Source organism: Gemmatimonadaceae bacterium, assembly GCA_040882285.1.
GTDB lineage: Bacteria > Gemmatimonadota > Gemmatimonadetes > Gemmatimonadales > Gemmatimonadaceae > JACDCY01.
Map to the genome: position 1 here is coordinate 36,153 of JBBEBQ010000019.1, position 24,576 is coordinate 60,728.

The window sequence follows — 24,576 nt, forward strand, 5'->3', positions numbered from 1 at the left end:
GCTCAGCTCGCCGGCGTCTGACTACCGATCGCGATCAGGTGCCCGCTGTGAAGCAGGGAATCACGAACACGGTGTGGGGTCATGGCGCGCGGGCTGAAGAGTGAGCGGAGCACGATCGTCGCATTGCATACACTATCTGCCCCCGGCGGGAAGGTGACAATGAGAAATGTCGCCGGGTGGCGGCGGCCTTTTTGGGGGCTAAAGGCGCCGTCCATCAATAACGTGACGCGGCGGGGGAAAATGTGGAAAACTCCGCCCTTTAGTAAAAGGTGAACAAAACGGCCGATCCCTTGAAATTTCATATGGTTGAATCGCGTCGAGCAGCATATATTCGGCTCCAGTTTTCCCCAAACCTCTGGCGTTATACACCAGCGGAGAGAGAGTCTTGACCATGGTATTCGAGTTCGACGAGAGCGAGTCGCAGGCCGCGCGCATGAAAGTGGTCGGCGTCGGGGGTGGCGGAGGGAACGCCGTCAACCGGATGATCGACGAGCATCTCCAGGGCGTGGAATTCATATCGGTGAACACCGACGCGCAGGCGCTCCTGAACTCGAAGTCCGACGTCAAGATCCAGATCGGGAAGAAGCTGACGCGCGGACTCGGCGCCGGCGCCCGTCCCGAGATCGGACGCCAGGCAGTCGAGGAGAGCAGGGACGACGTCTCCCGCTCGCTGCAGAACGCCGATCTCGTGTTCGTCACCTGCGGCATGGGCGGCGGCACCGGGACCGGTGCCGCGCCGATCGTGTGCGAGCTCGCCCGCGAGGCGGGATCGCTCACGGTGGGAATCGTGACGCGCCCGTTCCTCTTCGAGGGACGCAAGCGCATGCGGCAGGCCGAGCTCGGCATCGCCGAGATGCGAAAGTACGTGGACACGATGGTCGTCGTCCCGAACGAGCGGCTGCTCGCGGTGGTCGGCAAGGGGATCCCGTTCCAGGACGCGCTCAAGAAGGCCGACGAGGTCCTGCTGCACGCCACGCAGGGCATCTCCTCGCTCATCAGCGTCACCGGTCTGGTGAACGTCGACTTCGCCGACGTGCGCACGGTCATGCAGGAGGGCGGCTCCGCTCTGATGGGCACCGGGATCGGTCGGGGGGACAACCGCGCGACCGAGGCCGCCCAGCAGGCCATCGCCAGTCCGCTGCTCGACAACGTCTCCATCGCCGGCGCCACGGGAGTTCTGCTCAACATCACCGGCGGTCCGGACATGACGCTGGGCGAGGTCTATCAGATCAGCGAGATCATCCACGACGCGGCCGGGTCGGACGCCGAGATCATCTTCGGAGCGGTCCACGAGCCGGCCATGGGCGGGGAAATTCGCGTAACGGTCATTGCGACCGGCTTCGACAGCGCTAATAATAGTGCCGTCCCGGGACGGGTCATTTCCCACGGACAGGGGAAGGGCTCGCCCGTCATTCCGTTCCCCGCGCAGCGTCAGGCCGGCATTGCGCGCGTCACCCGGGGCATTCAACAGGTTGGTACGGGGACAGACGGGTTGCGCCGAGTGACCCAGGCGCCCTCAGCGTCGTCCTTGACGGACAAGCAGCACAAGCAGGAAGTGCAGGATCAGGATCTCGCCGACATGGAGATCCCGACCTTCATTCGGAGACAAATGGATTGAGGTTGTCATGGGCGCGCTCCATCGCCTACACGGTGGTCGGAGCGCTGGCGATCGGAGCTTTGAGACTTACACCGCCGGTACCTGCTGCAAGGGCCGGCGAACTGCTCTCTGCGCGCGAGATCGACCCGATTCGCGTGCTGGACAAGAAGCGCACGACGGTTCCGGTCGCGCCATACGTGTACGACCCCATCGTGAGTCCGGTCCTTGTCGTGGCGTCGAGCGCGGTGATAGTCGACACGATAGCCGTGACCGGCACCATCAGGTCCAGCCTGTACTCCGCGCTGGACCAGTTCTCCGACGCTCTTCTCCCGAAGGGCCAGCGGCTGCGGCTGGCGTGGCTCCTCGCCGACATCTACGAGTACCGCGTGGACATGAGCCGGGACCTGCAGGTGGGCGACAAGTTCGGCGTCGTGGTGGAACGCGTGCAGGAGCCGACCGGTGGCGTGCACGTGAACAAGATCCTCGGCGCGACGATGCAGCTCTCCGGCAAGGAGATCCAGGCGATCCACTTCCGCAGCAACGTCGCCGGCGGCGAGTGGTTCGACGCCGAAGGCAAGTCGCTGCGCGCCGCGTTCCTCCGCGCGCCGCTCAATTTCCGGCGGATCTCGAGCGTGTTCGGCATGCGCAAGCATCCGGTGCTCGGCCGGTGGCGCGCGCACAAAGGCACCGATTACGCCGCGGCGTCGGGTACGCCGGTCCGCGCGATCGGCGACGGCGTCGTGATCTTTGCCGGCCGCAAGGGCGGGTACGGCAACGTGATCGACATCCGCCATCGCAACGGTTACGTGAGCCGCTATGCCCATCTCCGCGGATTTGCAAACGGCGTGGGCCGCGGGAAGCGCGTCGGGATCGGGAACACGATCGGCTACGTTGGGATGACCGGCCTCGCGAGCGGGCCGCACCTGCACTTCGAGGTGCTCGTGAGCGGCGTGCAAAAGAACCCCCGCGTCGCGCTGCAGATGCGCGGCGGGGATCCGATCGGGTCGTCGGAGCGCGGGACGTTTCTGCAGCAGCGGAACAGGGCGCTGGCGTTCCTGAGAGACTTTTCCTCCGCCAGCACAGGAGAGTAGATCCCGGATTGAACGGCGGGGCGCGGTGTGCGTTTCCCGTTCTTCCGTCTTGGGTAAGGCCGTGAACGGCGGCTGGAACACCGGTTCGATCCCACCGCAGTCTACCTCCTAACGGACGCACGCATTAACGGTTCACGCACTACGCGCTCCGTTTTTTCCTTCCGTCAGCGTTTCCCCGACAACAGCCCGCCCCAATCTCTGACAGCGGACATCCCGCCGTGGGGGTACTTTTCGCCCATGGATTCCATCCGCCGGTTGGGTGCGCTTGTCATGAGTGTGCTGGTGCTCCAGCTCTCGCTGGCGGCCGGGCTATCCGCGTGTGACGAGCCCACCGCCATCGCTGAGACGGCGCACGCCGGGATGTCGATGCCGGCGGAATCGGAATCCTGCTCCGGCGAGGCCCCCGGAACCGACTGCGCTCCATCCGACCACGGCGCCTGCCAGGCGGTGATGTCGTGCATGGTCGCCGTGTTCCAGCCGGCGATGCAGTCGCAGCTGACGGTCGCAGTCACACGCGACGTCGCTCCCACTGATCCGGCTGCGCTGTTTCAGACCCGCAGCACCGTCCCGGAACTTCCCCCTCCTCGCGCCTAGGCTCACTCGCATCTAGCAGTGAGCGGCGCCGCGGAATTTCCGCGCGCAGCTGACCCGACATCACGCTGGTCAACACAGGATCCGGAAGGGAGAGGGTTTGTCCATCACATTCAGCAGGAAAGAACGCGTACGCCGCCCGTGCGCCGCACGGCCGTCGATCGGACGGTGGCTGCTGGCCGCCGGCATGCTCGCGCTCATTGCCATGCCCGCGCGCGCGGCCGCCCAGGAGCACATGCGCCTCGGCGAGCTGTACGAAGCAGCCAGGCGGTCCAACCCGGGCGTGGCCGCGGCGCGCGCGCGCGCGGACGCGGCCCGATCGCGCGTGTCGAGCGCACGGCTCCCCGCGGATCCGGAGCTGGAGCTGGCGTTCATGAACCGTGAGCTGCCGGGGCTCGCGCCGATGCCGGGCGTCGGCATGACCCAGCTCAGCGTCATGCAAATGCTCCCGGTCGCGGGCCAGCTCGGCCTCAAGGGGCGTATCGCACGGTCCCAGGCGACCGCAGCCGCGGAGCTCGCGGGCGAAGCGGAGTGGGAGGTGCGAGCCGCGGTCGCGATGGCGTTCTACGACCTGTACGCGGCCGACCGGCAGATCGCGGTGACCCGCGAGTCGCTCCGGCTCCTGGAAGACATTAGGAAGACCGCCGAATCGATGTACCGCGTTGGCGAGGGCAGGCAGGCCGACGTGCTGCGCGCGCAGGTTCAGATCGCGCGCGAGGCGGAAGACACGCTTCGCATGGTCGCGATGCGCGATGCCATGGCCGCGAGGATCGAAGCGCTGCTGGGCGAGCCCGGCGCGGAAGGCGCGGACGGCGGGGACGATCGCGGTCCGCTCCGCATCCGCTCGCCGATCTTGCCGCTGTTCCCGCGGTCCATTCCGCCGCTCGACTCGCTGCAGCAGCGCGCGCTCGCGGGCCGCAGGATGCTAAAGGCGGGAGAGGCCGAGGTTGCCGCGGGCGCGGCGTCGCTGCGGCTCGCGAAGCGCGAGATCTGGCCCGACCTGCGGATCGGCGTGGCGTACGCGCAAGGCCCGGCACTCGCCGCGATGGACGAGCCCTCGCGCAGCCAACGCATGGGGAGCCTGATGCTCGGCGCGAGCGTGCCGATCTTCGCCCGCGGCCGCCAGCTCGCGATGCGTGAGGAGGCCGCGGCGATGGAGCGGATGGCGCTGCTCGACCTGGCCGACATGCGCGCGGACACGCGCGCGCGCGTCGCCGCGGCGCACGCGGATCTCCAGCGCGCCCGCAGTCTCCAGCGACTGTACCGCGGGACCATTCTCCCCCAGGCGAGCGCAACCGTGCAATCCTCGCTCGCCGCGTACCGCGTGGGCAGCGTGGATTTCATGACGCTGCTCGACGCCCAGATGCTGGTCACCAACTACCGCCGCGATCTCGTCATGCTCGAAGCCGAAGAAGGGAAGGCATGGGCCGAGCTGGAGATGCTGCTGAGCGGCGAGCTTCTCGATCCTGATTCGACTGCTCCTACGCAGTCACGCGGAGGCGTGTGATGTCCGTCAAGTCCAATTCACCCGAGTCGCCGTTCGGGCCGTCGCTCGACCGCCGTCGCCGGATCGTCCGGGGCTCGGTGATCGCCGGGCTCATCATCGTCGCTCTCGGCGCTACCGTGCTCATCACGCGCGGCGACGAGAAGCAGCCGGTGCAAGCCGACGAGCACGCGGGGCACGGCGGCGTGCCCGCGGGCAGCGACAGCGGTAGGGCGGTGCTGCTGAGCGCGAGCGAGGCTGAGCGCATCGGCGTGACGTACGCGACCGTCGAAGCCGGCTTCGTCGCGAGCACGATACGAACGGTGGGCCAGGTCACCTTCGACGAAGCGCGCGTCAAGACCATCTCGCCGAAGATCGACGGCTGGATCGAGCAGCTGTACGTCAACTCCACGGGACAGTACGTGGGTCGCGGGCAGGCGCTGTTCACGATTTACTCGCCGATGCTCGTCGCCACGCAGGACGAGCTACTGCTGGCGAGGCGCCTCGCCGCCGACGTGAGTGCCGGCTCGGACGAGGCGAAGCGCTACGCGGACGGGCTGGTGGCCGCCGCGCGCCGGCGGCTGCTGTACTGGGACGTGAGCCCGGCGGAGATCGCCCAGATCGAGCGAACCGGAGTCGCGAAGCGGAGCCTGACCCTGCGCTCGCCCGTGAGCGGCTACGTGATCGAGAAGGCGGTGTTCGGTGGACAGCGCGTCATGGCGGGCGACGCGATGTACAAGGTCGCCGACTTGAGCGTCGTGTGGGTCGAGGGTGAGGTGTTCGAGCGCGACCTGCACGCGATCAGCCTCGGGCAGCAGGCGAGCGCGCAATTCGAGGCGCTGCCGGGAGAGGAGCGCAGCGGCCGGATCACGTACATCTATCCCACGCTGAATCCGGAGACGCGCACGGTGCGCGTGCGCGTGGCGCTGTCGAACGCGAACGGACACCTCAAGCCCGGCATGTACGCCACGCTCTCGGTCCCCGCGTCGGGCAGGGCGCGGCCATCGCTCTCGGTGCCGCGGGGCGCCGTGCTGTCCACGGGAGAGCGGAACATCGTGTTCGTCAAGCGTCCGGACGGGAAGCTCGAGCCCCGGTTCGTCACGCTCGGCGCCGCCGGTGAAGACAAGATCGAGATACTCAGCGGGCTCGCGGTCGGCGAGCAGGTGGTCGCCTCCGCGACGTTCCTCGTGGACGCGGAGTCGAACCTCGGCACTTTGATGGGCGGCATGGGGAACATGCCGGGAATGGAGATGACCGCTCCGTCCGCCGGTCCCGCGCCGGCGCCCGCTCCCCCAACCCGTCCGGAATAGGAGGAGCGAGCGATGCTTGCGCGCGTGATTCAGTGGTCGATCGCCAACCGGCTCATCGTCCTACTCGCGACGGCGGCGGCTGTCGCCGGCGGCCTCTGGGCCATCCGGGAGACGCCGCTCGAGGCGCTGCCGGACCTGTCGGACGTGCAGGTCATCGTGCAGACCGATTACGGCGAGCAGGCGCCGCGCATAGTCGAGGACCAGGTCACCTACCCGATCGCGGCGGAGATGCTGAAGGTCCCGGGCGCGCGTACCGTGCGCGGCTACTCGTTCTTCGGCGTGTCGTTCGTGTACATCATCTTCGACGACGACACCGATCTGTACTGGGCGCGCACCCGGGTGGTGGAGTACCTGGACGGACTCAAGGGCCGGCTGCCCGCGACCGTCGCGCCCCAGCTCGGTCCGGACGCGACCGGCCTCGGCTGGGTGTACCAGTACGCGATCGAGGACACGACGGGCCGGCTGAACCTGTCGGAGCTGCGCGGGCTGCAGGACTGGTATCTGCGCTACGCGCTGACGTCGGTGCCCGGCGTCGCCGAGGTCGCGTCGGTCGGCGGCTTCGAGAAGCAATACCAGGTCGATCTCGATCCGGCCAAGTTGCTGGCGTACCGCATCCCGGTGACCACGGTGATGGCCGCACTGCAGAACGCCAACGCCGACGTCGGGGCGATGGTCATGGAGCTGTCCGAGCGCGAGTACATGGTGCGCGGGCTCGGCTATCTCCGCTCGATGAGCGACATCGAGAACGTCGTCGTGGCCGCGACCGCGGACGGCACGCCCGTGCGCGTAGCCGAGCTGGGCCGCGTGTCCACGGGGCCCGCCGTGCGGCGCGGAATCGCCGATCTCGACGGGCGCGGAGACGCGGTGGGCGGAATCGTGATTATGCGGTTCGGCGAGAACGCGCTCACCACGATCGAGCGGGTGAAGGCGAAGCTCGCGGAAGCGCAGAAAGGACTGCCTCCGGGCGTGAAGATCATTCCGGTGTACGACCGGAGCGAACTGATCCTGGAATCCATCTCGACGCTGCGGCACAAGCTGCTCGAGGAATCGTTGATCGTCGCGCTCGTGTGCATCGTGTTCCTGCTGCATCTGCGCAGCGCGCTGGTCGCGATCGTGACGATCCCCGTCGGCATCCTGCTCGCGTTCGTGGGCATGCGATTCGTCGGCGTGGGCGCCGACATCATGTCGCTCGGCGGAATCGCGATCGCGATCGGGGCGATGATAGACGCGGCGATCGTGATGATCGAGAACATGCACAAGCATCTCGAGCGCGCCGTCGAGGTGAAGATCGGCCCGGACGCGGCGCAGCTCGCCAGGCTCGACACGGGGGTATTGTCGCTGCGCGAGCGGTGGACGGTGGCGAACGTCGCGGCGCGCGAGGTGGGGCCGGCCCTCTTCTTCTCGCTGCTGGTCGTGACCGTGTCGTTCCTGCCGGTGTTCACGCTCGAGGGGCAGGAGGGCCGGCTGTTCACGCCGCTCGCCTTCACCAAGACATTCGCGATGGCGGCCGCAAGCCTGCTCTCAGTGACGCTCGTGCCCGTGGCCATGGGGCTGTTCGTGCGCGGCAAGATCTGGCGCGAGCGGGCCAATCCCGTGAACCGCGCGCTGATCCGCGCGTACGACCCGGTGATCCGCTTCGTATTGCGGAACCGGTGGGAGGTGATCGCCGGCGCGGTGATCGTGGTGATCGTCTCGGCGATTCCATGGTCGCGCGTCGGCTCCGAGTTCATGCCGCCGATGGAAGAGGGGACGATCCTGTACATGCCGACGACGATGCCGGGGATCAGCATCGCGCGGGCGAAGGAGGCGCTGCGAATCCAGGACTCGATCCTGGCGACGTTCCCCGAAGTCGAGCGCGTGTTCGGCAAGGCCGGGCGCGCGGAGACCGCCACCGATCCCGCGGGGCTCGACATGTTCGAGACCACGATCACGCTGAAGAGCCGCGACAAGTGGCGTCCGGGAATGACGTACGACGGGCTGATCGCGCAGATGGATTCCGCGGTGCGGATGGCGGGAATCACCAATTCCTGGACGATGCCGATCCGCGGCCGGATCGACATGCTCGCCACGGGCATCCGCACGCCCGTCGGGATCAAGGTGTTCGGGCCGGACCTCGCGACGCTGGAGACAATCGGCAAGGAGATCGAGCAGGCCGTGCAAATGGTGCCGGGCACGCGGAGCGCGTTCGCCGAGCGCGCAATGTCGGGCTATTACCTGGACATCGACATCGACCGGGCGGCCGCCGCGCGGCACGGCCTGAACGTGGGGGACGTCCAGTCAGTGATCGCGAGCGCGATCGGCGGGATGGTGGTGACGCAGACGGTCGAGGGACGGGAGCGGTACGGCGTGCGCGTGCGGTACATGCAGGATTTCCGCGACACGCCCGAGCAGCTTGCAACGGTGCTGGTGCCGGTGAGCCACACCGGCGGCGCCGCGGCGTCCGGGATGGCCGGGATGGGCGGGGCGATGCCCGCGGCCCCGGCCCAGGCGGGCGTGGCGCAGGTCCCGCTCGGCGAGCTGGCGACCATCCGGAAAGTCGCGGGGCCGATGGTGGTCCGCACCGAGGACGCGCAGCCCACGGCCTGGGTGTTCGTGGACGTGACCGGCCGGGACATCGGCGGGTACGTGGCCGACGCGCAGAAGATGGTGGAGGACATGGTCGCGCTGCCCACGGGCTACACCATCGCGTGGAGCGGGCAGTACGAGTACATGCTGCGGGTGCGGGAGAAGATGAAGATCGTGGTGCCGGCTACGCTGGCGGTGATCTTCCTGCTGCTGTACTTCAATTTCCGGAGCGTGGGCGAGTCGCTCATCGTGATGCTGTCGCTGCCGTTCGCGCTCGTCGGCGGCGTCTGGTTCATGTGGCTGCTCGGCTACAACTGGTCGGTGGCGGTGGCGATCGGGTTCATCGCGCTCGCGGGAGTGGCCGCCGAGACTGGGGTGGTGATGCTCATCTACCTGGACCACGCCTGGCGCGCGCGCCAGGAGACCGTGCGGCGGCCGACGACGCGGGACCTGTACGACGCGGTGCTCGAGGGCGCGGTGGAGCGGGTGCGGCCGAAGATGATGACGGTGACGGCGATCACGGCCGGACTGTTGCCGATCATGTGGGGCGGAGGGGCGGGGGCGAGCGTGATGCAGCGGATCGCGGCTCCCATGGTCGGCGGAATGGTCTCGAGCACGGTGCTCACGTTGGTCGTGATTCCTGCCGTGTATGCTCTTTGGAAGGAATGGGAGATGGCGAGGGCGGAAGAGCGGGGGATCGCGGCAGTTCCGGAGACGGTGCCGGCGTAGGAAGAGCGGAGAGCGTTGTGCGTTGACCGTTGAACCGTGGACCGTTAGGACGTTTACGGCGGTGGGCACAACCATTCGGTTCCCACCGCAGTCACGTCCCAACGCGAAACAGAACAACGGTCAACGCACAACGCTCTCCGCTCTTCCCCCGGTCGGTCTTTACCTTTTACTCCCTATGCCGCGTCTCATCCGCCGCCCCGGCGACGTTCCCGCGCGTTCCCTATGGCAGCGCGTGCGCGACGTCGCGCTCATGGACGTCGCCGTGCTGGCGAAAGGCGGCGTCAGTGCGGGCTCGCTCGAGCGCGTCGAGGGGATCCTGCTCGAGGCCGACCTCGGCGTCGCGACCACCATGCAGCTCGTGGCGGAGCTCGAGCGGCTCGCCAAGCTCGGGAAGATCCGTACCGAGCCCGAGTTCCGCGAAGCGCTCCGCTCGGGGATCGAAGCCTCGCTGCGAGCGGGGAACAGCGATCCCGCGCTGCGGCTTGCGCCGTCGGCGCCCACGGTCATTCTGGTGATCGGCGTGAACGGAGCCGGGAAGACGACATTTGTCGGCAAGCTCGCGTCGCGTCTGCGTCAGCAGGGCATGAACAAGATCGTCATCGGCGCGGCCGACACGTTCCGCGCGGGCGCGGTGGATCAGCTCCGGCAGTGGTCCGATCGCGCCGGCGCGGAGTTCGTCGGCGCGCGCGCCGGAACCGACCCCGCGTCCGTCGCGTTCGAGAGCGTGGACGCGGCCGTCGTCCGCGGAGCCGACGTCGCGATCATCGACACCGCCGGCCGGCTGCACACGAGCGACGCGCTGCTCGAGGAGATGCGGAAGATCCACCGCGTCGTGGGGAAGCGGCTGCCCGGCGCGCCGCACGAGACGTTGCTCGTGCTCGACGGAACGATCGGCCAGAATGCCATCGCCCAGGCCACCACTTTCTCCTCCGCCGTTCCCATCACCGGTATCGTGATGAACAAGTTGGACGGCTCCGCGCGCGGCGGGATAGTCGTCGCGGTGCACCAGGCGCTCGACGTTCCGGTCAAGTTTCTCGGCGTGGGTGAGAAGCTGGATGATCTCGTCCCGTTCGATCCCGCCGAGTTTGCCCGCGAAGTGATCGGCGACTGATGTCGCCGGCGGGGCGGGTCGCACTGGACACGCCGGTCGGGTATCTCAAGGGCGTCGGCCCAATCCGCGCCGAGGCATTTCGCAAGCTCGGGATCACGAAGGCGGGCGATCTGCTCTTTCACATCCCGCACCGGTACGAGGACGCGAGCACCATCTCCACGATCGCGTCCGTCGACGTCGGCATGGACGCGACGATCGTCGGCAAGGTGATCTCCAAGGGGGTTCTGCCGACTCGCAAAGGGCTGCGGATCTTTCAGGCCGTGATCCAGGATCGGAGCGGCATGCTCGAGGCCGCCTGGCCGGGGCAGCCGTTCCTCGACCGCTCGATCGACAAGGGCGACCTGCTGCTGCTGAGCGGACCGGTCCGGTTCTATCACGGGCGGCAGCTCGCGCCTCGCGAGTACGTGAACTTCGGGCCCGACGACCCGGGCGCGGCTCCGGGCCGCGTGTTCGCGGTGTATCCGGCGACGGAAGGGCTGACGTTCCGGACGATCCGCTCGATCATCGACGCGCATCTCGACCAGCTCCTGGCGCGCACCACTGACCATGTCCCGCGCGCGGTGCTGAAGGAGCTCTCCCTGCCCGCGCTGCCGGACGCGCTCCGCATGGTGCACCGGCCCACGTCGATCCGCGAAGCGGAGCAGGGGCGCGACCGGCTCGCGTTCGACGAGCTGATGTTTCTGCAGCTGCTCCACCGCCGGGCGCACGCGCTCGCGCGCACCGCGCGCCGTGGCATCCGGTTCGTGAACAAGAGGGAATTGACGACGAAGCTCAAGTCGGAGCTGCCGTTCGAGCTGACCGGCGCGCAGGTGCGCGTGCTGCGCGAGATCTTCGCGGACATGTGCGGCGACCGACGCATGCACCGGCTGCTCCAGGGGGACGTCGGCAGCGGGAAGACGATCGTCGCGCTGTTCGCCGCGCTGCTCGCGTACGAGAACGGCTATCAGGCGGCGATCATGGCGCCCACGGAGCTGCTCGCCGAGCAGCATCACCGGACGCTGCACCGGCTGCTCGCGCCGCTCGCGATCGAGCCGCTGCTGCTGACCGGGAGCGTGAAGACCAGGACGCGCGCGCCGCTGGAGGCACGGCTGAAGACCGAGGAGCCGGTGATCGCGGTCGGGACTCACGCCCTCGTGCAGACGACCACTGCCTTCGGCAAGCTGGGCTTCGTCGCGATAGACGAGCAGCATCGGTTCGGCGTGGAGCAGCGCGCGGCGCTGGCGAAGAAAGGACAGGCGCCCGACGTGCTGCTGCTGAGCGCCACGCCGATTCCGCGGTCGCTCGCGCTCACCGTGTATGGCGATCTCGACGTGAGCACTCTTGACGAGCGGCCACCCGGGCGCCGTCCGGTGACCACGGTCCTGCGGCGGGAGAGCGGGCGCGAAAAGGTGCTCGCATTCGTCCGCTCGCAGGTGGAGGAAGGGCGGCAGGCGTACGTGGTGTACCCCGTGATCGAGGAATCGGAGAAGACCGACCTGAAAGCGGCGACGACGATGTTCGAGCAGCTCTCGGCGGGCGCGTTCGCCGGGCTGCGCGTCGCGCTGCTGCACGGGCGGATTCCTTCCGATCAGCGCGAGAGCATCATGCGGCAGTTCCGCGACGGCGAAATCGACATCCTCGTCGCGACCACGGTAATCGAAGTCGGAATTGATGTCGCCAACGCCACGGTCATGCTGATCGAGCACCCGGAGCGGTTCGGCCTGTCGCAGCTCCACCAGCTCCGCGGCAGGGTCGGCCGCGGGGCGGAAAGCTCCTACTGCATTCTGCTCGGCGAGGCCGGCCAGGAATCGATGGAGCGGCTCGAGTTGTTCGCGTCCACCGACGACGGCTTCGAGATCGCGCGCGCGGATCTCCGGATTCGCGGGATGGGCGACCTGTTCGGCCAGCAGCAGAGCGGGGAAGCGATGCTCCGGATCGCGGACCTCGTGCGCGACGAGAAGCTGAACGTGCTCGCGCGCGAGGCCGCCGAGAAAACGCTGGCGGACGACCCCGGGCTGGAGAAGCCGCAGAACTCCGGATTGAAGCGCGCGCTCAGCGCGCGATTCCCCCGGGCGCTGGAGCTGTTCCGGGTAGGCTAGGGCGTCGGCGTCGCGAGCCGGCGCTTGATGCGCTCCAGCTCGGCATTGAGCCGCGCGATCTCGGCGTGCTGCGTCCGGATCACGCGGTCCCGCGCGGCGATCCCGGCCGGCGACGTGTCGCTGATGACGATCGTAGTGTCGCCCGAAACCTGGGCGGCTGCCTGCTCGGCGAGGACGATCTCGCGCGCGAGATGTCGCAAAACGTTCGCCTGACCGCGGTACCACGCCGTCTTCTCCGACGTGAGGTACGAATCCAGCAACGCCCGTCCCTCCGCCCTGGCCGCCGCCGGGCTCCTGGGATCGAGCTTGTAAAGCGCGCGCCAGAACAGCACCTCTTCCGCCGCGCGGGTGCCCGGGTGGCGGCTCGCGAACGCGAGCAGCGTGCTGTCCGCGGCGCCGTGGCGGCCGGCGTTGGCGAGATCGTCGGTCGTGTTGAGCAGCGCCCCCCAGGCCTCAGGGCTCGGAGAGTCCGGGCCGGAGCGGGAGAAAGTCGCGCACGCGCTCAGCGTCGATACGGCCAGGAAGGCCGTGATGATTCTTGCGGTTCTCATGTCTTCAGGCCGGGTCGGAAGCACGGTGGCGGCCAGAGATCCGGGAGACAACCGCGTGGGCCGGCAACGTCAGATGGAACGTCGTGCCGGATCCCTGCTTGCTGTCCACCGTGATCGTACCATGGTGCGCCTCCACTATCTGCTTTGCAATAGCAAGTCCCAAGCCCGTCCCCTTGAGGGCCGCGGACGCCTGGTTGTCCGCCTGGTAGAACTTCTCGAAGATGTGCCGCAGCTGGTCGGCGGGGATCCCCGCCCCCGTATCGCTGATGGTGATCCGGACCTCGGACTCATCACCGTCCAGACCGAGTGTCACCTGCCCGTCACGCGGCGTGAACTTGAACGCGTTCGAGAGCAGGTTGCCGAGCACCTCGTTCATCCGGTCCTCGTCCCACGTCACCTCCGTGGGCAGCGTCGGCGAGTGCTGCACGCTGAACGCGATCGTTCGCTGCACGGCCAATCCCTGGAACGCCGCTTCCAGGTGCTGGAGAAACCGCGCCAGATCGACCTTGCGGGGCTCGACCCTGCCGCCGCCCGCCTCGAACCGGCTGACGTCGAGCAGCTGCCGGGCCAGGCGCGTGAGGGTCTGGGCCTGCTTCTCCATGGTCGCCGCGACTTCGGTCTGCTTGGGCGACAACGGCCCGTAGATCCCCTCCTGCAGAAGCTCCAGATAACCGATGATGACGTTGATCGGCGTCTTGAGCTCGTGCGAGGCGATGGAGATGAACTCCGCCTTGAGCTTGTCCAGCTCCGCGAGCTGCCGGGTCATGGACTGGTAGCTACCCGCGAGCCTGCCGAACTCGTCGCGGCGGGTCCCGGTGTACGGTAGCCGGTAAGAGAAGTCGCCGTCGGCTACCGCCTTCATGCCCTTTTCGAGCAGGCGCACCGGGGTGCTGATGGAGCGCAGCAGCCAGAGGGCTATGAGCAGCGCCAGGAGCAGGGCGATTGCGAGCGCAGCGGCGGCGGTGCGCTGCGCCTCGATGGTCACCGTGGCGGCCTCGTCCACGCGCTCGGCGGTGCGTCCGCGCAGGTCGGACTCGGTCTGCCGCACCGTGGTGTTGATCCGGGCGATCTCCGGGAGGAGCCTGCCGGCGGAGATTCTCTCGGCCTCGGGCGCGCGGCCGGCGCTCGCGGCCTCGTACTCCGCTGCCGCCGCCTCGGATATGCTGGCAAGCGCCGAGCGGACCTGCGCGCTCTCCCGCTCGAGGTAATATGCGCGGAGCGCGCCCGCCAGGCTGTCCGCGTGCGCGATGCCCGCGGTCATGCGCCGTCTGCTGCTGTCGTCGTGCACGAACAGCAGAGCGTTCTCGGCGGCCCGGATGTCGTCGGTCGCCGTGCGCAGCCTGCCGATGGCGATCGACGCCGCGAAATCGGTGTCGCGCAGCACGCGATTGGTGTCCTCCAGCCGCTCCAGCGAGTTCAACGCCAGGAGCAGCGGAATGAGCAGCACCAACGCCATGCCGATGAGACCGAGGCTCAGCCGCGCGCGCAGCGTCATATTTCGTTGACACTCACCAAATGGCGGCCTAGCTTGCCGCGTTTTCTCTGCCGCTCAGCGAATGTCAAAGAATCCCCCATCGATACGGATCGCCGACCTCGGCGCGCATGCCGGGCAATCCGTGGAAGTGCAAGGGTGGGTAACGCACGTCAGGTCGTCCGGGAAAATTGCGTTTGTTGTCATACGTGACGGTAGTGGCACGGCCCAGGCGGTGCTCGTCAAGAAAGAGGTGGAGCCCGACGTCTGGGACCGATTTGGTAGTCTGACCCAGGAAAGTTGCATCCGGTTGACAGCCGTCGTGCGCGAAGACCGCCGGTCGCCGGGTGGATTCGAGCTCGGAGCCAGCGATCTCGAGATCCTCGGACCGAGCCCGCAGGACTACCCCATCCAGCCCAAGGAGCACGGGGTGGACTTCCTGCTCGATCACCGCCACCTCTGGCTCCGGAGCTCCCGGCAGCGCGCGATCGCGCGGGTGCGGCACGAGATCGAGCAGGCGATCCGCGACTTTTTCTATGAGCGCGACTTCACGCTCGTCGACACACCGATCCTGACGGCTGCCATCGGTGAGCGCAGCGGTCTGTTCGCGACTGAGTACTTCGACGAAGGGACCGCCTACCTCGCGCAGACCGGCCAGCTGTACGGCGAGGCCGCGGCGGCGGCGCTCGGCCGCATCTACTGCTTCGGCCCCACGTTTCGCGCGGAGAAGTCGAAGACGCGCCGGCACCTGAGCGAGTTCTGGATGATCGAGCCCGAAGTCGCGTTCAACGACTCCGAGGACAACATGCGGCTGCAGGAGGACTTCGTCTCGTACATCGTCGCGCGGGCCGTCGATCGCCGCCGGGCGGAGCTGGAGGAGCTGGAGCGGGACGTCACCAGGTTGGAGCGGGTGAAAGCGCCGTTTCCGCGAATCGACTACGGCGAGGCAGTCAAGACTCTTCAGGCCAAGGGCAGCAACATCACCTGGGGCGACGACCTCGGCGCCGAGGACGAGACGCTGCTGGTCGCGGACTACGACACGCCGATCTTCGTGTGCAACTACCCGAAGGAAGCGAAGGCGTTCTACATGAAGGAGAACCCGGCCGATCCACGCACCGTATTGTGCAACGACTGCCTGGCGCCGGAAGGCTACGGCGAGATCATCGGCGGGTCACAGCGCGAGGACGACTACGACAAGCTGCTGGGCAGGATCCAGGAGGAGAAGCTTCCGGTCGAGGCGTACGGCTGGTACCTGGATCTCAGAAAGTACGGGACGTTCGTGCACTCCGGGTTCGGGCTCGGGCTGGAGCGGACAGTCGCGTGGATCTGCGGGCTGCCGCATGTGCGCGAGACGATCGCGTTTCCGAGGATGATGAATCGGTTGAGACCCTGAACTGCGCAGCACGCAGCGCAGTTCATCGCCGTTTGACTTCGTCCCAGATCCGGTCGAGCGCCTCCAAACCAGCGGAACCGACGTCCAACCCCCGCTCGGCCGCAGTCTTCTCTACCTCCTCGAACCGCCGTTGGAATTTTGCGTTCGCCTTGTCCAGCGCGAGCGACGAATGCACCCCCAGCTTCCGACACAGGTTAACGCACGCGAACAGCAGGTCCCCCAGCTCCCCCTCCAGCTCCGCGTGCGCCTCGTCGTGCACGGGCGCGCCGTGCTCACTGAAGCGGACTTTCTTCTCCTGCATCAGGTCGCGCACCTCGGCCAGCTCTTCGGCGACCTTGTCCGCCGGCCCCTCGGCGTCGGGCCAGTCGAAGCCGACTCCCGCGGCGCGGTCCTGGAGCCGGTGGGCGCGATGCAGCGAAGGCAGCATGGACGGGAGCCCGTCGGCGAGCGATGCGCGCTTCTTCGACTTCATCCGCTCCCACGACTCGCGCTCGCCGTCGGCGTAGAGATGCGGATGGCGCGCTTTCATCTTGGCGATCAGCGCGCCCGCGACGTCGTGCAAATCGAACGCGCCCCGCTCCTCGGCCACCACAGAGTGGAACAGGACCTGGAGCAACACGTCGCCCAGTTCCTCCCGCACGAGCGCGTCGTCGCCCAGGCGCAGCGCGTCGTCCAGCTCGAGCGATTCTTCGATGAGGTAAGGCCGCAGCGAGTCGTGCGTCTGCGCCGCGTCCCAGTCGCAGCGCTGCCGCAGGTCGCGCATGAGGGCGAGGGTGTCGTCGAGGGAGGGGGGATGTGGCATGATGGTGACTAGTGACTTGTGACTATGGAGGTGACTAGGGACTGGTGACTATGAAGGTGACTAGTGACTAGTGACTGGTGACTAGTGACTAGTAACAGCGGCACTGCCGGAACAGAAGGAAACGGAGGCGGTTGACTAGTCACCAGTCACTAGTCACTAGTCACGTCCTCCATGGCCCAACGATAACTTCCCGCCATGCCAGCCCGCATCGAAATAGACCTCGCCGCCGTCGTGCGCAACGCGCGCGCGCTGGCCCACAGGGCCGGGACGCGGCTGATTCCCATGGTGAAGGCCGATGCGTATGGGACGGGCGTGCGCGCGGTGGTGAAGGCGCTCGAGAAGGTCGATCCGTGGGGATTCGGCGTGGCTACGGTCACCGAGGGCGAGGAGTTGCGGGCGCTCGGCGTCGAGCTTCCGGTGCTCATTTTCACGCCGCTTCTGCAGAGCGAGCTCGCGGCGGCCGGCGCGGCGCGCCTCACGCCGGCACTGGGATCGGCGGCGACGATCAAAGCATGGCAATCGCGCGGGGGTCCGTGGCACCTCGCCATCGATACCGGAATGGCCCGGGCCGGAGCTTCGTGGCGCGACGTCGCCGCGCTTCGGGAAGTCGTCTCGGCGTTTCCTCCGGAAGGCGCGTTCACGCATTTTCATTCGGCGGAGCTCGACGACGGCAGCATGCGGGAGCAGGATCGCCGGTTCGAGGACGCGCTGACCGCGCTGGGTCTCACCGCCGTCTTCACCCACACCGACAACAGCGCCGCGGTGCTGCGTCGCGGGCGCTCCAGCCGCGACGCGGTCCGGCCCGGGATCTTTCTCTACGGCGGCGCGACCGTTCCCGGTGCCGCGATCGAGCCCGATCCGGTCGCGCATCTGCGCGCCCCGATAGTCGATCTGCGCGGGTGCGCGCCCGGCGACACGATCAGCTACGGCGCGACGTTCAAGGCGACGCATCGCAGGCGGATCGCGACGCTCGCCTGCGGCTACGCCGACGGCTATCCGCGAAACGTCGGGGAGCAAGGTCGCCCGGGCGCCACGGTCGTTCTCCGCGGGCGCCGCGTTCCGATCGTCGGCAGGGTGACGATGGACATGATCATGATCGACGTCACCGGGGTCGACTGCGCAGCGGGCGATACAGTGACGCTCATCGGCCGCGAGGGTGACGAGCTCGTCACCGTAGCCGAAGTGGGGGCGTCGGCGGGGATCACTCCATACGAAGTGCTCGTGGGAATGAACAGCCGCTCGCCGCGGTCGCACAGTGAAGACTGAGCGCAGAGCGGCGATCATCGTGCTCGACGGCGTCGGGTGCGGTGGTGCGCGCGACGTCGACTCGTACGGCGATGCGGGCAGCGACACGCTGGGCAATCTGTCCCGCGCGGTCGCGGGCTTCGCGCTGCCGAACCTACGCGAGTACGGACTCGGCAACCTGGCGAGCCTCGCCGGTGTCCCACCTGCTGAAGAACCTCTCGGCGCATGGGGTGTGATGGAGCCGCGGTCCGCGGGGAAAGACAGCACTACAGGCCACTGGGAGATAGCCGGCGTGCACCTCGCGCGTGCGTTCAGGACGTACCCTCACGGATTTCCCGCGGAGGTGCTCGCGGAATTCGAGCGCCGCACCGGCCGGGCGGTGATCGGGAACGTCGTCGCGAGCGGCACGGTCGTGATCGAGCGCTTCGCCGAGGAGCACCGGCGCACGGGCGCGTGGATCGTGTACACGTCCGCCGATTCCGTCTTTCAGGTAGCCGCGCACGAGGACGTGGTTCCGCTGGACGAGCTGTACGCCGCGTGCGCCGCCGCGCTGGAGATCAAGCCGCGGGATCCCGATGGCGCGAGCCCGCTCGTCTCGCGCGTGATCGCCCGGCCGTTCGAGGGCGGGCCCGGCACCTACAGGCGCACGGCCAACCGCCGGGATTTCTCCGTCGAGCCGCCCTCCGAGACGCTGCTCGATGCTGTTCGTGCCGCCGGCATCGGTACGGCCGGAGTCGGAAAAGTCGACGATCTCTTCGCCGGCCGGTCGATAAGCGCGCGGCACACCTCCTCCAACGCGGAGGGATTGGACGAGATCCGCCGGTGGATAGCCGGCGATCGGAGTGGGTTACTGCTGGCCAATCTTGTAGATTTCGACCAACTGTACGGGCACCGGAACGATGTTGCGGGGTTTTACCAAGCGCTGCTCGAATTCGACGAAGCGCTGCCCGGTCTCGTGCGCTCCCTGAAAAAGGACGACCTTCTGTTCATTACCGCCGACCACGGCAACGATCCAACGACTCCGTCGACGGACCACTCGCGAGAGTGCGTCCCGCTCCTGGCCGCGGGCTCCCGCGTCCGGCCGGCGGGCATCGGGCGGCGCGAGACCTTCTCGGATCTCGGCGCCACAGTCGCCGAATGGTTGGGCGTCGATTTTCACGGTCGCGGCACCTCCTTTCTGCCCCAGATCATCCAGTGACACGCCAAGCTGACCACAAGCTCCGCGACGCTGCATTCGCGGCGCTGGAGCGCTCGCATGCTCCATATTCCGGTTTTCCCGTCGGCGCCGCGCTGCGAGCCGGCAACGGCGCGGTGTTTCAAGGTTGCAACGTCGAGAACGCGTCCTACGGACTCGGGATCTGCGCCGAGCGCGTAGCCGTGTTCTCCGCGGTCATCACCGGGGCGGGCGCGTTCGACTGCATCGCGATCGCGACCGAAGCGGACGAGCCGGCTCCGCCGTGCGGCGCCTGTCTGCAGGTGCTGGCGGAGTTCGCCGCGCCGGACTTGAAGGTGCACAGCTATTGCCGGAACGGTGCCGAAGCCAGCTGGAGTCTCGGCTCGCTGTTGCCGCATCCATTCTCGGCCAACCTCCTCGCCACGGGCACCACGTGATGCGGCGCAGGGGGATCGCGCTGCTGGCGCTCGGCCTCGTTGCTGTCGTGGCTGCCGCATGCAGCGAGAAGCTGGAGAGCGCGGTCGGCTGCCCGGAGCTGTGCCCGAACCAGGGCATCGAGGTGATCAACGTCACGATCGATCCCGTGGTATTCGATACGACGGTCCGCGCCGAGGGACCGTTCGGGGCCGAGCCTTTCATGCTGCTGGCGTCGCGCGGGGACACGCTCGATTCCCGCGTCATCATCCGGTACGACAGCTTGCCGCAGCGGGTCCGGAAGACGCCCGGCGACAGCACGACGAGCCCGATAACGACCGTCGACAGCGCGTACATCGAGCTCCGGCTCGATCTTTCCGAGAAGCAGATGGGCACGTCGCTGACGGTCAGCGCGTACGACGTGGACACCGACGCGAACGACACGTCGGTCGCGGCGCTCGCGCCGCTGTTCACCGCCGACAGGCTGATCGGATCGCAGCAGTTCGCGTCGGCGGACCTCAAGGACTCGGTGCGCGTTCCGCTGTCGAACGCGGCGGTGCTGGCCAAGGTGCAGGCGAACGCGCCATTGCGCATCGGACTCCGCATTACGGATGGAACGGGCCAGTTCCACGTACGGTCCATGGAGGCGGGCACGCCGCCGACGCTCTACTTTCGCGCCGTACCAGACACTCTCGTTCCGCGAATCACGCTGCTCCCGCTGTCGCGCACGCCCGAGGATTCGCTCGACCAGCAGGTTACGCTCTCGGATTTCCAGCTCGTGCTACGGACTCCGCCGCCCGGATCTCCGCAGGAGCTGCTGGTCGGCGGCCTCCCGTCGCTTCGCACTTACATACGCTTCCTGATCCCGAGCTCGATCCTCGATTCGTCGAGCGTCATACGCGCGACACTGCTGCTCGACCAGATACCGAATACGGCGTTGGGTCCGCTGGACACGGTGTTCGTGGTGACGCACGTGGCCATCGGCGGCAAAGTCATAACCGACCCGGAGCAGGCCGCGCGGCTCATCGCCGCGTCCGAGCTCACCCAGATCGACACTTTGCGCGTCGCGGCGAACGCGTCCGGCATTCGCGAGATCGACATCGCGCCGGTGCTGCGGGTCTGGCGGGCGCAGGGCGACACGCTCGGTCCGCGCGCGCTGGTGCTGCGCAGCGCCCGCGAGGGAGTGTCCGCCGCCCAGGCGTGGTTCACCAGCGCCGAGGGAATTCCGGACACGCGTCCGCGCCTCAGAATCAGCTATACGCCGGCCAACCCCTTCGGACTACCATGACTCGCTCCTTTGTGGCCGGTGCCCTGATTTTCGCGCTTGCCGCTTCCGGCGCCGGCGCCCAGGGAAACCTCAGCACGCAGGGCTTCGGCTATCCGCCGGGGCAGCTGAGCACGACCGCCATGTCGCTCGGCGGCGGCCCCGCGGAAATCGACCCGAACTCGGCGGTCAATCCCGCCGCGGCGGCGCTATGGGGCGCGACCGTGATGTTCATGCAGTACGAGCCCGAGGTGCGCACGGTGAAGAGGCTGGAGGCGAGCTCGCGGACCACGACGGCGCGCTTTCCGATGGTGGGAATGTCGCTGACGCTGGGACGCCGCCTCACCGCCCAGGTCACCGCTTCGACGTTTCTGGATCGCACCTGGAGCAGCGTCACCGAGACGCAGCAGGACATCGGGGGCACCGTCGTGGACGCGACGGAGTTTTTCTCGAGCAACGGCGGGATCACCGATTTCCGGCTGGCTCTGGCGTACAGTGCGTCGCCCCGCTTCCAGATCGGCTTGGGGGGCCATGTGCTCTCCGGTGAGAACCGGATAGCGGTCGAGCAGCGCTTTCCGGATACGGTCACGTTTTCCGGGACGAGCCAGACGTCGGACATCAGCTACTCGGCGTTCGGCGCGTCCGCCGGAGTCGTGTGGCGTCCGGTCGCGAGTCTCGGGCTCGGTGCGTCGGTGCGCGTCGGCGGGGACATGGAGACGCAGACCGGCGACAGCGTGCTGACCAGCGGAAAGCTGCCGTTGAGGTACGGCTTCGGAGCGAGCTATTCGGGAATCTCCGGAGTCGCTCTGTCCGCGCGCGCGAGCTTCGACGAGTGGTCCGCGATGCAGCCGCTCAGGCGTGCGGGCAGCAACATGCTCGCGTTCGACTCGTGGGATTACGGGGTCGGAGCGGATGTGGCCGGGCCGACCATCGGCCGGCGCAACGTCGCCCTGCGGCTCGGCGCGAGATACCGCGGGCTGCCGTTCGGCGCCGGCGGAGCGCTCGGCGGTGAGCAGTCGAAGGTGAACGAGCTCACGTTCTCCGGCGGTTTCGGGATTCCGCTGGGAATCGGCAGGTCGCGGCTGGATGTCGGTGTGGCGCGCGCGATCCGGGACCTGGACGCCAAGGTCTCGGTGAACCCAGCCACCGAGACCGCGTACATCTTCAGCTTCGGTGTCCGCGTAAGGCCGTGACCGGATGACCGCGAGCGAGGCCGGGCGCAAGCCGCTGATCCTCGTCGCCGACGACGTGCAGGCGAACGTCGAGCTGCTGGTGGACCAGCTCAACACCCTCGACTACCGGATCATCTCCGCGAACGACGGGCCGTCCGCCGTCGCGCTGTGCTTCGACGAGCGTCCCGACCTGTGCATCCTCGACGTGTCGATGCCCGCGGGCGACCTGGGCGTGGACGACCGCTCGGCGGGCTTCGAGGTTTGCCGCCGGATCAAGCGCGATCCGCGCACCGCGCGCATCCCCGTCATCTTCGTCACGGCGCTCAACGACACGAGTGACCGGGTGAAGGCGATCGAGGCCGGCGGCGACGACTTCCTGACGAAGCCGCACAACCGGCTCGTGCTCGGCGCGCGTGTGCGGAGCCTGCTCAAGCTCAAGGCGGTCACCGACGAGCTGGAGGACAGCTACCGCAAGCTGCGCGAGCTGGAGAAGGTGCGCGAGGACCTGATGAAAATGATCGTGCACGATCTCAAGACGCCGCTGACGTCGGTGCTCGCGAGCCTGGAGATGGTGACCGACGGCGACTTCGGCATCCTGACCACGGTGCAGAAGCGCGTGCTCGCCGACGCCGAGTACAAGGCCGAGGAGCTGCTGTCGCTGATCAACGACCTGCTCGAAGTGGCGCGGATCGAGGACGCCAACCTCCCGCTCAACATCGAGCCGCTGGCGCCCGGCGCGTTCGTCGCCGATCTCGTCGCGGAGTGGGAGGTCCGGCTCGCGCAGGAAGCCGCGATCGTCGCGGTGGACGTGGCCGACGACGCACCGGTGTTCGAGGGCGACAGGACGATTCTGAAGCGCCTGTTCTCGAACCTCATGCAGAACGCGCTGGTCCATTCCGGCGGGGTGGGGGTCGCGATCGAGCTGCGCGCGCGCGCGGAGGGTGACGGCATCCTCTTCGCGGTGAGCGACAACGGGCCGGGTATTCCGGAGGAGTACCACGAGGTCATCTTTCAGAAGTTCCGGCAGGTCAAGACGCCGCGGATGCCGAACGTCCGGAGCTCGGGGCTCGGGCTGGCGTTCTGCAAGCTCGCCGCGGAAGCACACGGCGGCCGGATGTGGGTAAAGAGCAAGGAAGGCGCGGGAAGCACGTTCTTCGTGCTGCTCCCGACGAGGGCGACCACACCAGCGGAACGCGACGGATGAGCGGTACGGTTTACGTCGAGACTTACGGCTGCCAGATGAACGTCAGCGACTCCGAGTTGATCCTCGGGAAGCTGGCGGACGTCGGCTACTCGCAGGTCGAGTCGCCGGACGGCGCCGACGTGATCCTGGTCAACACGTGCGCGATCCGCGACCACGCCGAGCAGCGCGTGCTGGGAAGGCTCGGCGAGCTGAAGCGGCACATGAAGGAAGGCGCGGTGGTCGGCGTCGCGGGTTGCATGGCGCAGCGGCTGGGGCCGCGGCTGTTCGACCGGGCCAAGCACGTCAGTCTCGTCATCGGCCCGGACGGCTACCGCGCGCTCCCGGATCTGATCGAGCGGGCGCGCGACGGCGAGCGCGCGACCGCGGTCGAGTTCGACCTCGAGGAGCACTACCAGGGGTTCAGCGCGCGCCGGTTCGAGGGAGTGAAGGCGTGGATCCCGGTGCAGCGGGGCTGCGATTATCGGTGCACGTACTGCATCGTGCCGACGACGCGCGGGCCCGAGCGGAGCAGGCCCTTGCTGGACGCGGTGCGCGAGGCGGAGCAGGTGGCGGAGCAGGGAATCACCGAAGTGGTGCTGCTCGGGCAGACGGTGAACTCGTACAACGACGGCTCGCACGACTTCGCCGACCTGCTGCGCGCCGTGGCGCGCGTGGACGGGATCCGGCGCGTGCGGTTCACCAGCCCGCACCCGAACGACTTCAGCGAGCGGGTGATCGCGGCGATCGCGGAGACGCCGGAGGTGTGCGAGCACGTGCACCTGCCGATGCAGTCGGGGTCGTCGAGGGTGCTCAAGCGGATGCTGCGGAGGTACACGCGCGAGCAGTACTTCGATTGCGCCGAGCGCCTGCGCGCCGCCGTCCCGGGATTGGGGCTCACGACGGACATCATCGTCGGATTCCCGGGAGAGACCGAGGAAGATTTCGCGGAGACGTTGAGCGCGGTGCGCGAGATAGGCTTCAACGACGCGTACACGTTCAAGTTCTCCGCGCGGGAAGGAACGGCGGCGACGCGGTTCCCGTCGGCGGACGACGTTCCGGACGAGGTGGCGAGCGAGCGGCTGGAGCGGCTGATCGCGACGATGCGAGCCGGCGCGCGCCGGGCGAACATGGCGGCGCTCGGGGAGAGGCACGAGGTGCTGGTGGAGAAGGAAGCGAGGCGGGGAGGGTTGCTGCAGGCGCGAACCCGGGATTTCAAGACAGTCATCATTCCGGGAGAGCCGTCGCTGATCGGCAGCTATTTGACCGTTGAGCTTACAGGGACGACGGGCTCGACATTTACAGGAACAGTGGCGTCGGAGCGGGGCGAGCTACCTCTCGCGGGATAGAAAGCC

General features: G+C 67.8%; 20 protein-coding genes. 15 read left to right on the forward strand and 5 right to left on the reverse strand.

The features are described from left to right. Positions 1-2: 2 nt before the first annotated feature. Positions 3-302, reverse strand: coding sequence for a hypothetical protein (locus tag WEA80_10875; protein ID MEX1187082.1), 300 nt, complete (start codon positions 300-302; stop codon positions 3-5). An 89-nt stretch (positions 303-391) separates the two neighbouring features. On the opposite strand from WEA80_10875, the gene ftsZ reads away from it, so the two are divergent. Then, positions 392-1,618, forward strand: coding sequence for a cell division protein FtsZ (gene ftsZ, locus WEA80_10880; GenBank protein ID MEX1187083.1), 1,227 nt, complete (start codon positions 392-394; stop codon positions 1,616-1,618). Continuing rightward, positions 1,615-2,688 carry a M23 family metallopeptidase gene (locus WEA80_10885; GenBank protein MEX1187084.1) on the forward strand — a complete coding sequence of 358 codons (1,074 nt, stop codon included), beginning with the start codon at positions 1,615-1,617 and terminating at the stop codon, positions 2,686-2,688. Before ftsZ ends, WEA80_10885 begins: the two co-directional genes overlap by 4 nt. 164 nt (positions 2,689-2,852) lie before the next feature. Here WEA80_10885 and WEA80_10890 read toward each other — a convergent pair whose 3' ends face one another. Continuing rightward, positions 2,853-3,200: a hypothetical protein gene (locus WEA80_10890; GenBank protein MEX1187085.1), complete on the reverse strand. Its 348-nt coding sequence runs from the start codon at positions 3,198-3,200 to the stop codon at positions 2,853-2,855. Positions 3,201-3,379: 179 nt separating this feature from the next. On the opposite strand from WEA80_10890, the gene WEA80_10895 reads away from it, so the two are divergent. From WEA80_10895 to recG, 5 genes are all read left to right on the forward strand, one after another. Continuing rightward, a complete protein-coding gene (locus WEA80_10895) occupies positions 3,380-4,786 on the forward strand; it encodes a TolC family protein (protein MEX1187086.1) in 1,407 nt (468 codons plus the stop codon). Beyond that, complete coding sequence (locus WEA80_10900) at positions 4,786-6,072, forward strand: efflux RND transporter periplasmic adaptor subunit (protein ID MEX1187087.1); 1,287 nt, start codon at positions 4,786-4,788, stop codon at positions 6,070-6,072. Before WEA80_10895 ends, WEA80_10900 begins: the two co-directional genes overlap by 1 nt. 12 nt (positions 6,073-6,084) lie before the next feature. Continuing rightward, positions 6,085-9,366: a CusA/CzcA family heavy metal efflux RND transporter gene (locus tag WEA80_10905; GenBank protein ID MEX1187088.1), complete on the forward strand. Its 3,282-nt coding sequence runs from the start codon at positions 6,085-6,087 to the stop codon at positions 9,364-9,366. Between the two features lie 175 nt (positions 9,367-9,541). Further along, positions 9,542-10,477 (forward strand): signal recognition particle-docking protein FtsY, encoded by a 936-nt coding sequence (gene ftsY / locus WEA80_10910; GenBank protein MEX1187089.1) that lies wholly within the window; start codon positions 9,542-9,544, stop codon positions 10,475-10,477. Further along, positions 10,477-12,555: an ATP-dependent DNA helicase RecG gene (gene recG, locus WEA80_10915; protein MEX1187090.1), complete on the forward strand. Its 2,079-nt coding sequence runs from the start codon at positions 10,477-10,479 to the stop codon at positions 12,553-12,555. Before ftsY ends, recG begins: the two co-directional genes overlap by 1 nt. Here the strand turns inward: recG and WEA80_10920 are convergent. Beyond that, positions 12,552-13,106: a hypothetical protein gene (locus WEA80_10920; protein ID MEX1187091.1), complete on the reverse strand. Its 555-nt coding sequence runs from the start codon at positions 13,104-13,106 to the stop codon at positions 12,552-12,554. The two genes, recG and WEA80_10920, sit on opposite strands and share 4 nt — an antisense overlap. Before the next feature lie 4 nt (positions 13,107-13,110). After that, positions 13,111-14,601 (reverse strand): HAMP domain-containing sensor histidine kinase, encoded by a 1,491-nt coding sequence (locus tag WEA80_10925; GenBank protein ID MEX1187092.1) that lies wholly within the window; start codon positions 14,599-14,601, stop codon positions 13,111-13,113. 61 nt (positions 14,602-14,662) lie between these two features. On the opposite strand from WEA80_10925, the gene asnS reads away from it, so the two are divergent. Then, positions 14,663-15,970, forward strand: coding sequence for an asparagine--tRNA ligase (gene asnS, locus WEA80_10930; GenBank protein MEX1187093.1), 1,308 nt, complete (start codon positions 14,663-14,665; stop codon positions 15,968-15,970). 22 nt (positions 15,971-15,992) lie between these two features. Here asnS and mazG read toward each other — a convergent pair whose 3' ends face one another. Next, positions 15,993-16,772, reverse strand: coding sequence for a nucleoside triphosphate pyrophosphohydrolase (gene mazG, locus WEA80_10935; GenBank protein ID MEX1187094.1), 780 nt, complete (start codon positions 16,770-16,772; stop codon positions 15,993-15,995). Positions 16,773-16,967: 195 nt separating this feature from the next. Between mazG and alr the strand changes: the two genes are divergently transcribed. Genes alr through miaB form a run of 7 tightly spaced genes read left to right on the forward strand, consistent with a single transcriptional unit; the run spans position 16,968 to position 24,570 of the window. Continuing rightward, positions 16,968-18,038, forward strand: coding sequence for an alanine racemase (gene alr, locus WEA80_10940; GenBank protein ID MEX1187095.1), 1,071 nt, complete (start codon positions 16,968-16,970; stop codon positions 18,036-18,038). After that, positions 18,028-19,215: a phosphopentomutase gene (locus WEA80_10945; GenBank protein ID MEX1187096.1), complete on the forward strand. Its 1,188-nt coding sequence runs from the start codon at positions 18,028-18,030 to the stop codon at positions 19,213-19,215. The genes alr and WEA80_10945 overlap by 11 nt, the downstream gene beginning before the upstream one ends. After that, positions 19,212-19,628, forward strand: coding sequence for a cytidine deaminase (locus WEA80_10950; GenBank protein ID MEX1187097.1), 417 nt, complete (start codon positions 19,212-19,214; stop codon positions 19,626-19,628). Before WEA80_10945 ends, WEA80_10950 begins: the two co-directional genes overlap by 4 nt. Then, positions 19,625-20,893, forward strand: a complete 1,269-nt coding sequence (locus WEA80_10955; protein ID MEX1187098.1) for a hypothetical protein — start codon at positions 19,625-19,627, stop codon at positions 20,891-20,893. The genes WEA80_10950 and WEA80_10955 overlap by 4 nt, the downstream gene beginning before the upstream one ends. Continuing rightward, entirely contained in the window at positions 20,890-22,062 is a 1,173-nt protein-coding gene (locus WEA80_10960; GenBank protein ID MEX1187099.1) for a hypothetical protein, read from the forward strand. Before WEA80_10955 ends, WEA80_10960 begins: the two co-directional genes overlap by 4 nt. A gap of 4 nt (positions 22,063-22,066) precedes the next feature. Continuing rightward, positions 22,067-23,245 carry an ATP-binding protein gene (locus WEA80_10965; protein MEX1187100.1) on the forward strand — a complete coding sequence of 393 codons (1,179 nt, stop codon included), beginning with the start codon at positions 22,067-22,069 and terminating at the stop codon, positions 23,243-23,245. Beyond that, positions 23,242-24,570, forward strand: a complete 1,329-nt coding sequence (gene miaB, locus WEA80_10970; protein ID MEX1187101.1) for a tRNA (N6-isopentenyl adenosine(37)-C2)-methylthiotransferase MiaB — start codon at positions 23,242-23,244, stop codon at positions 24,568-24,570. The genes WEA80_10965 and miaB overlap by 4 nt, the downstream gene beginning before the upstream one ends. Positions 24,571-24,576 lie beyond the last annotated feature (6 nt).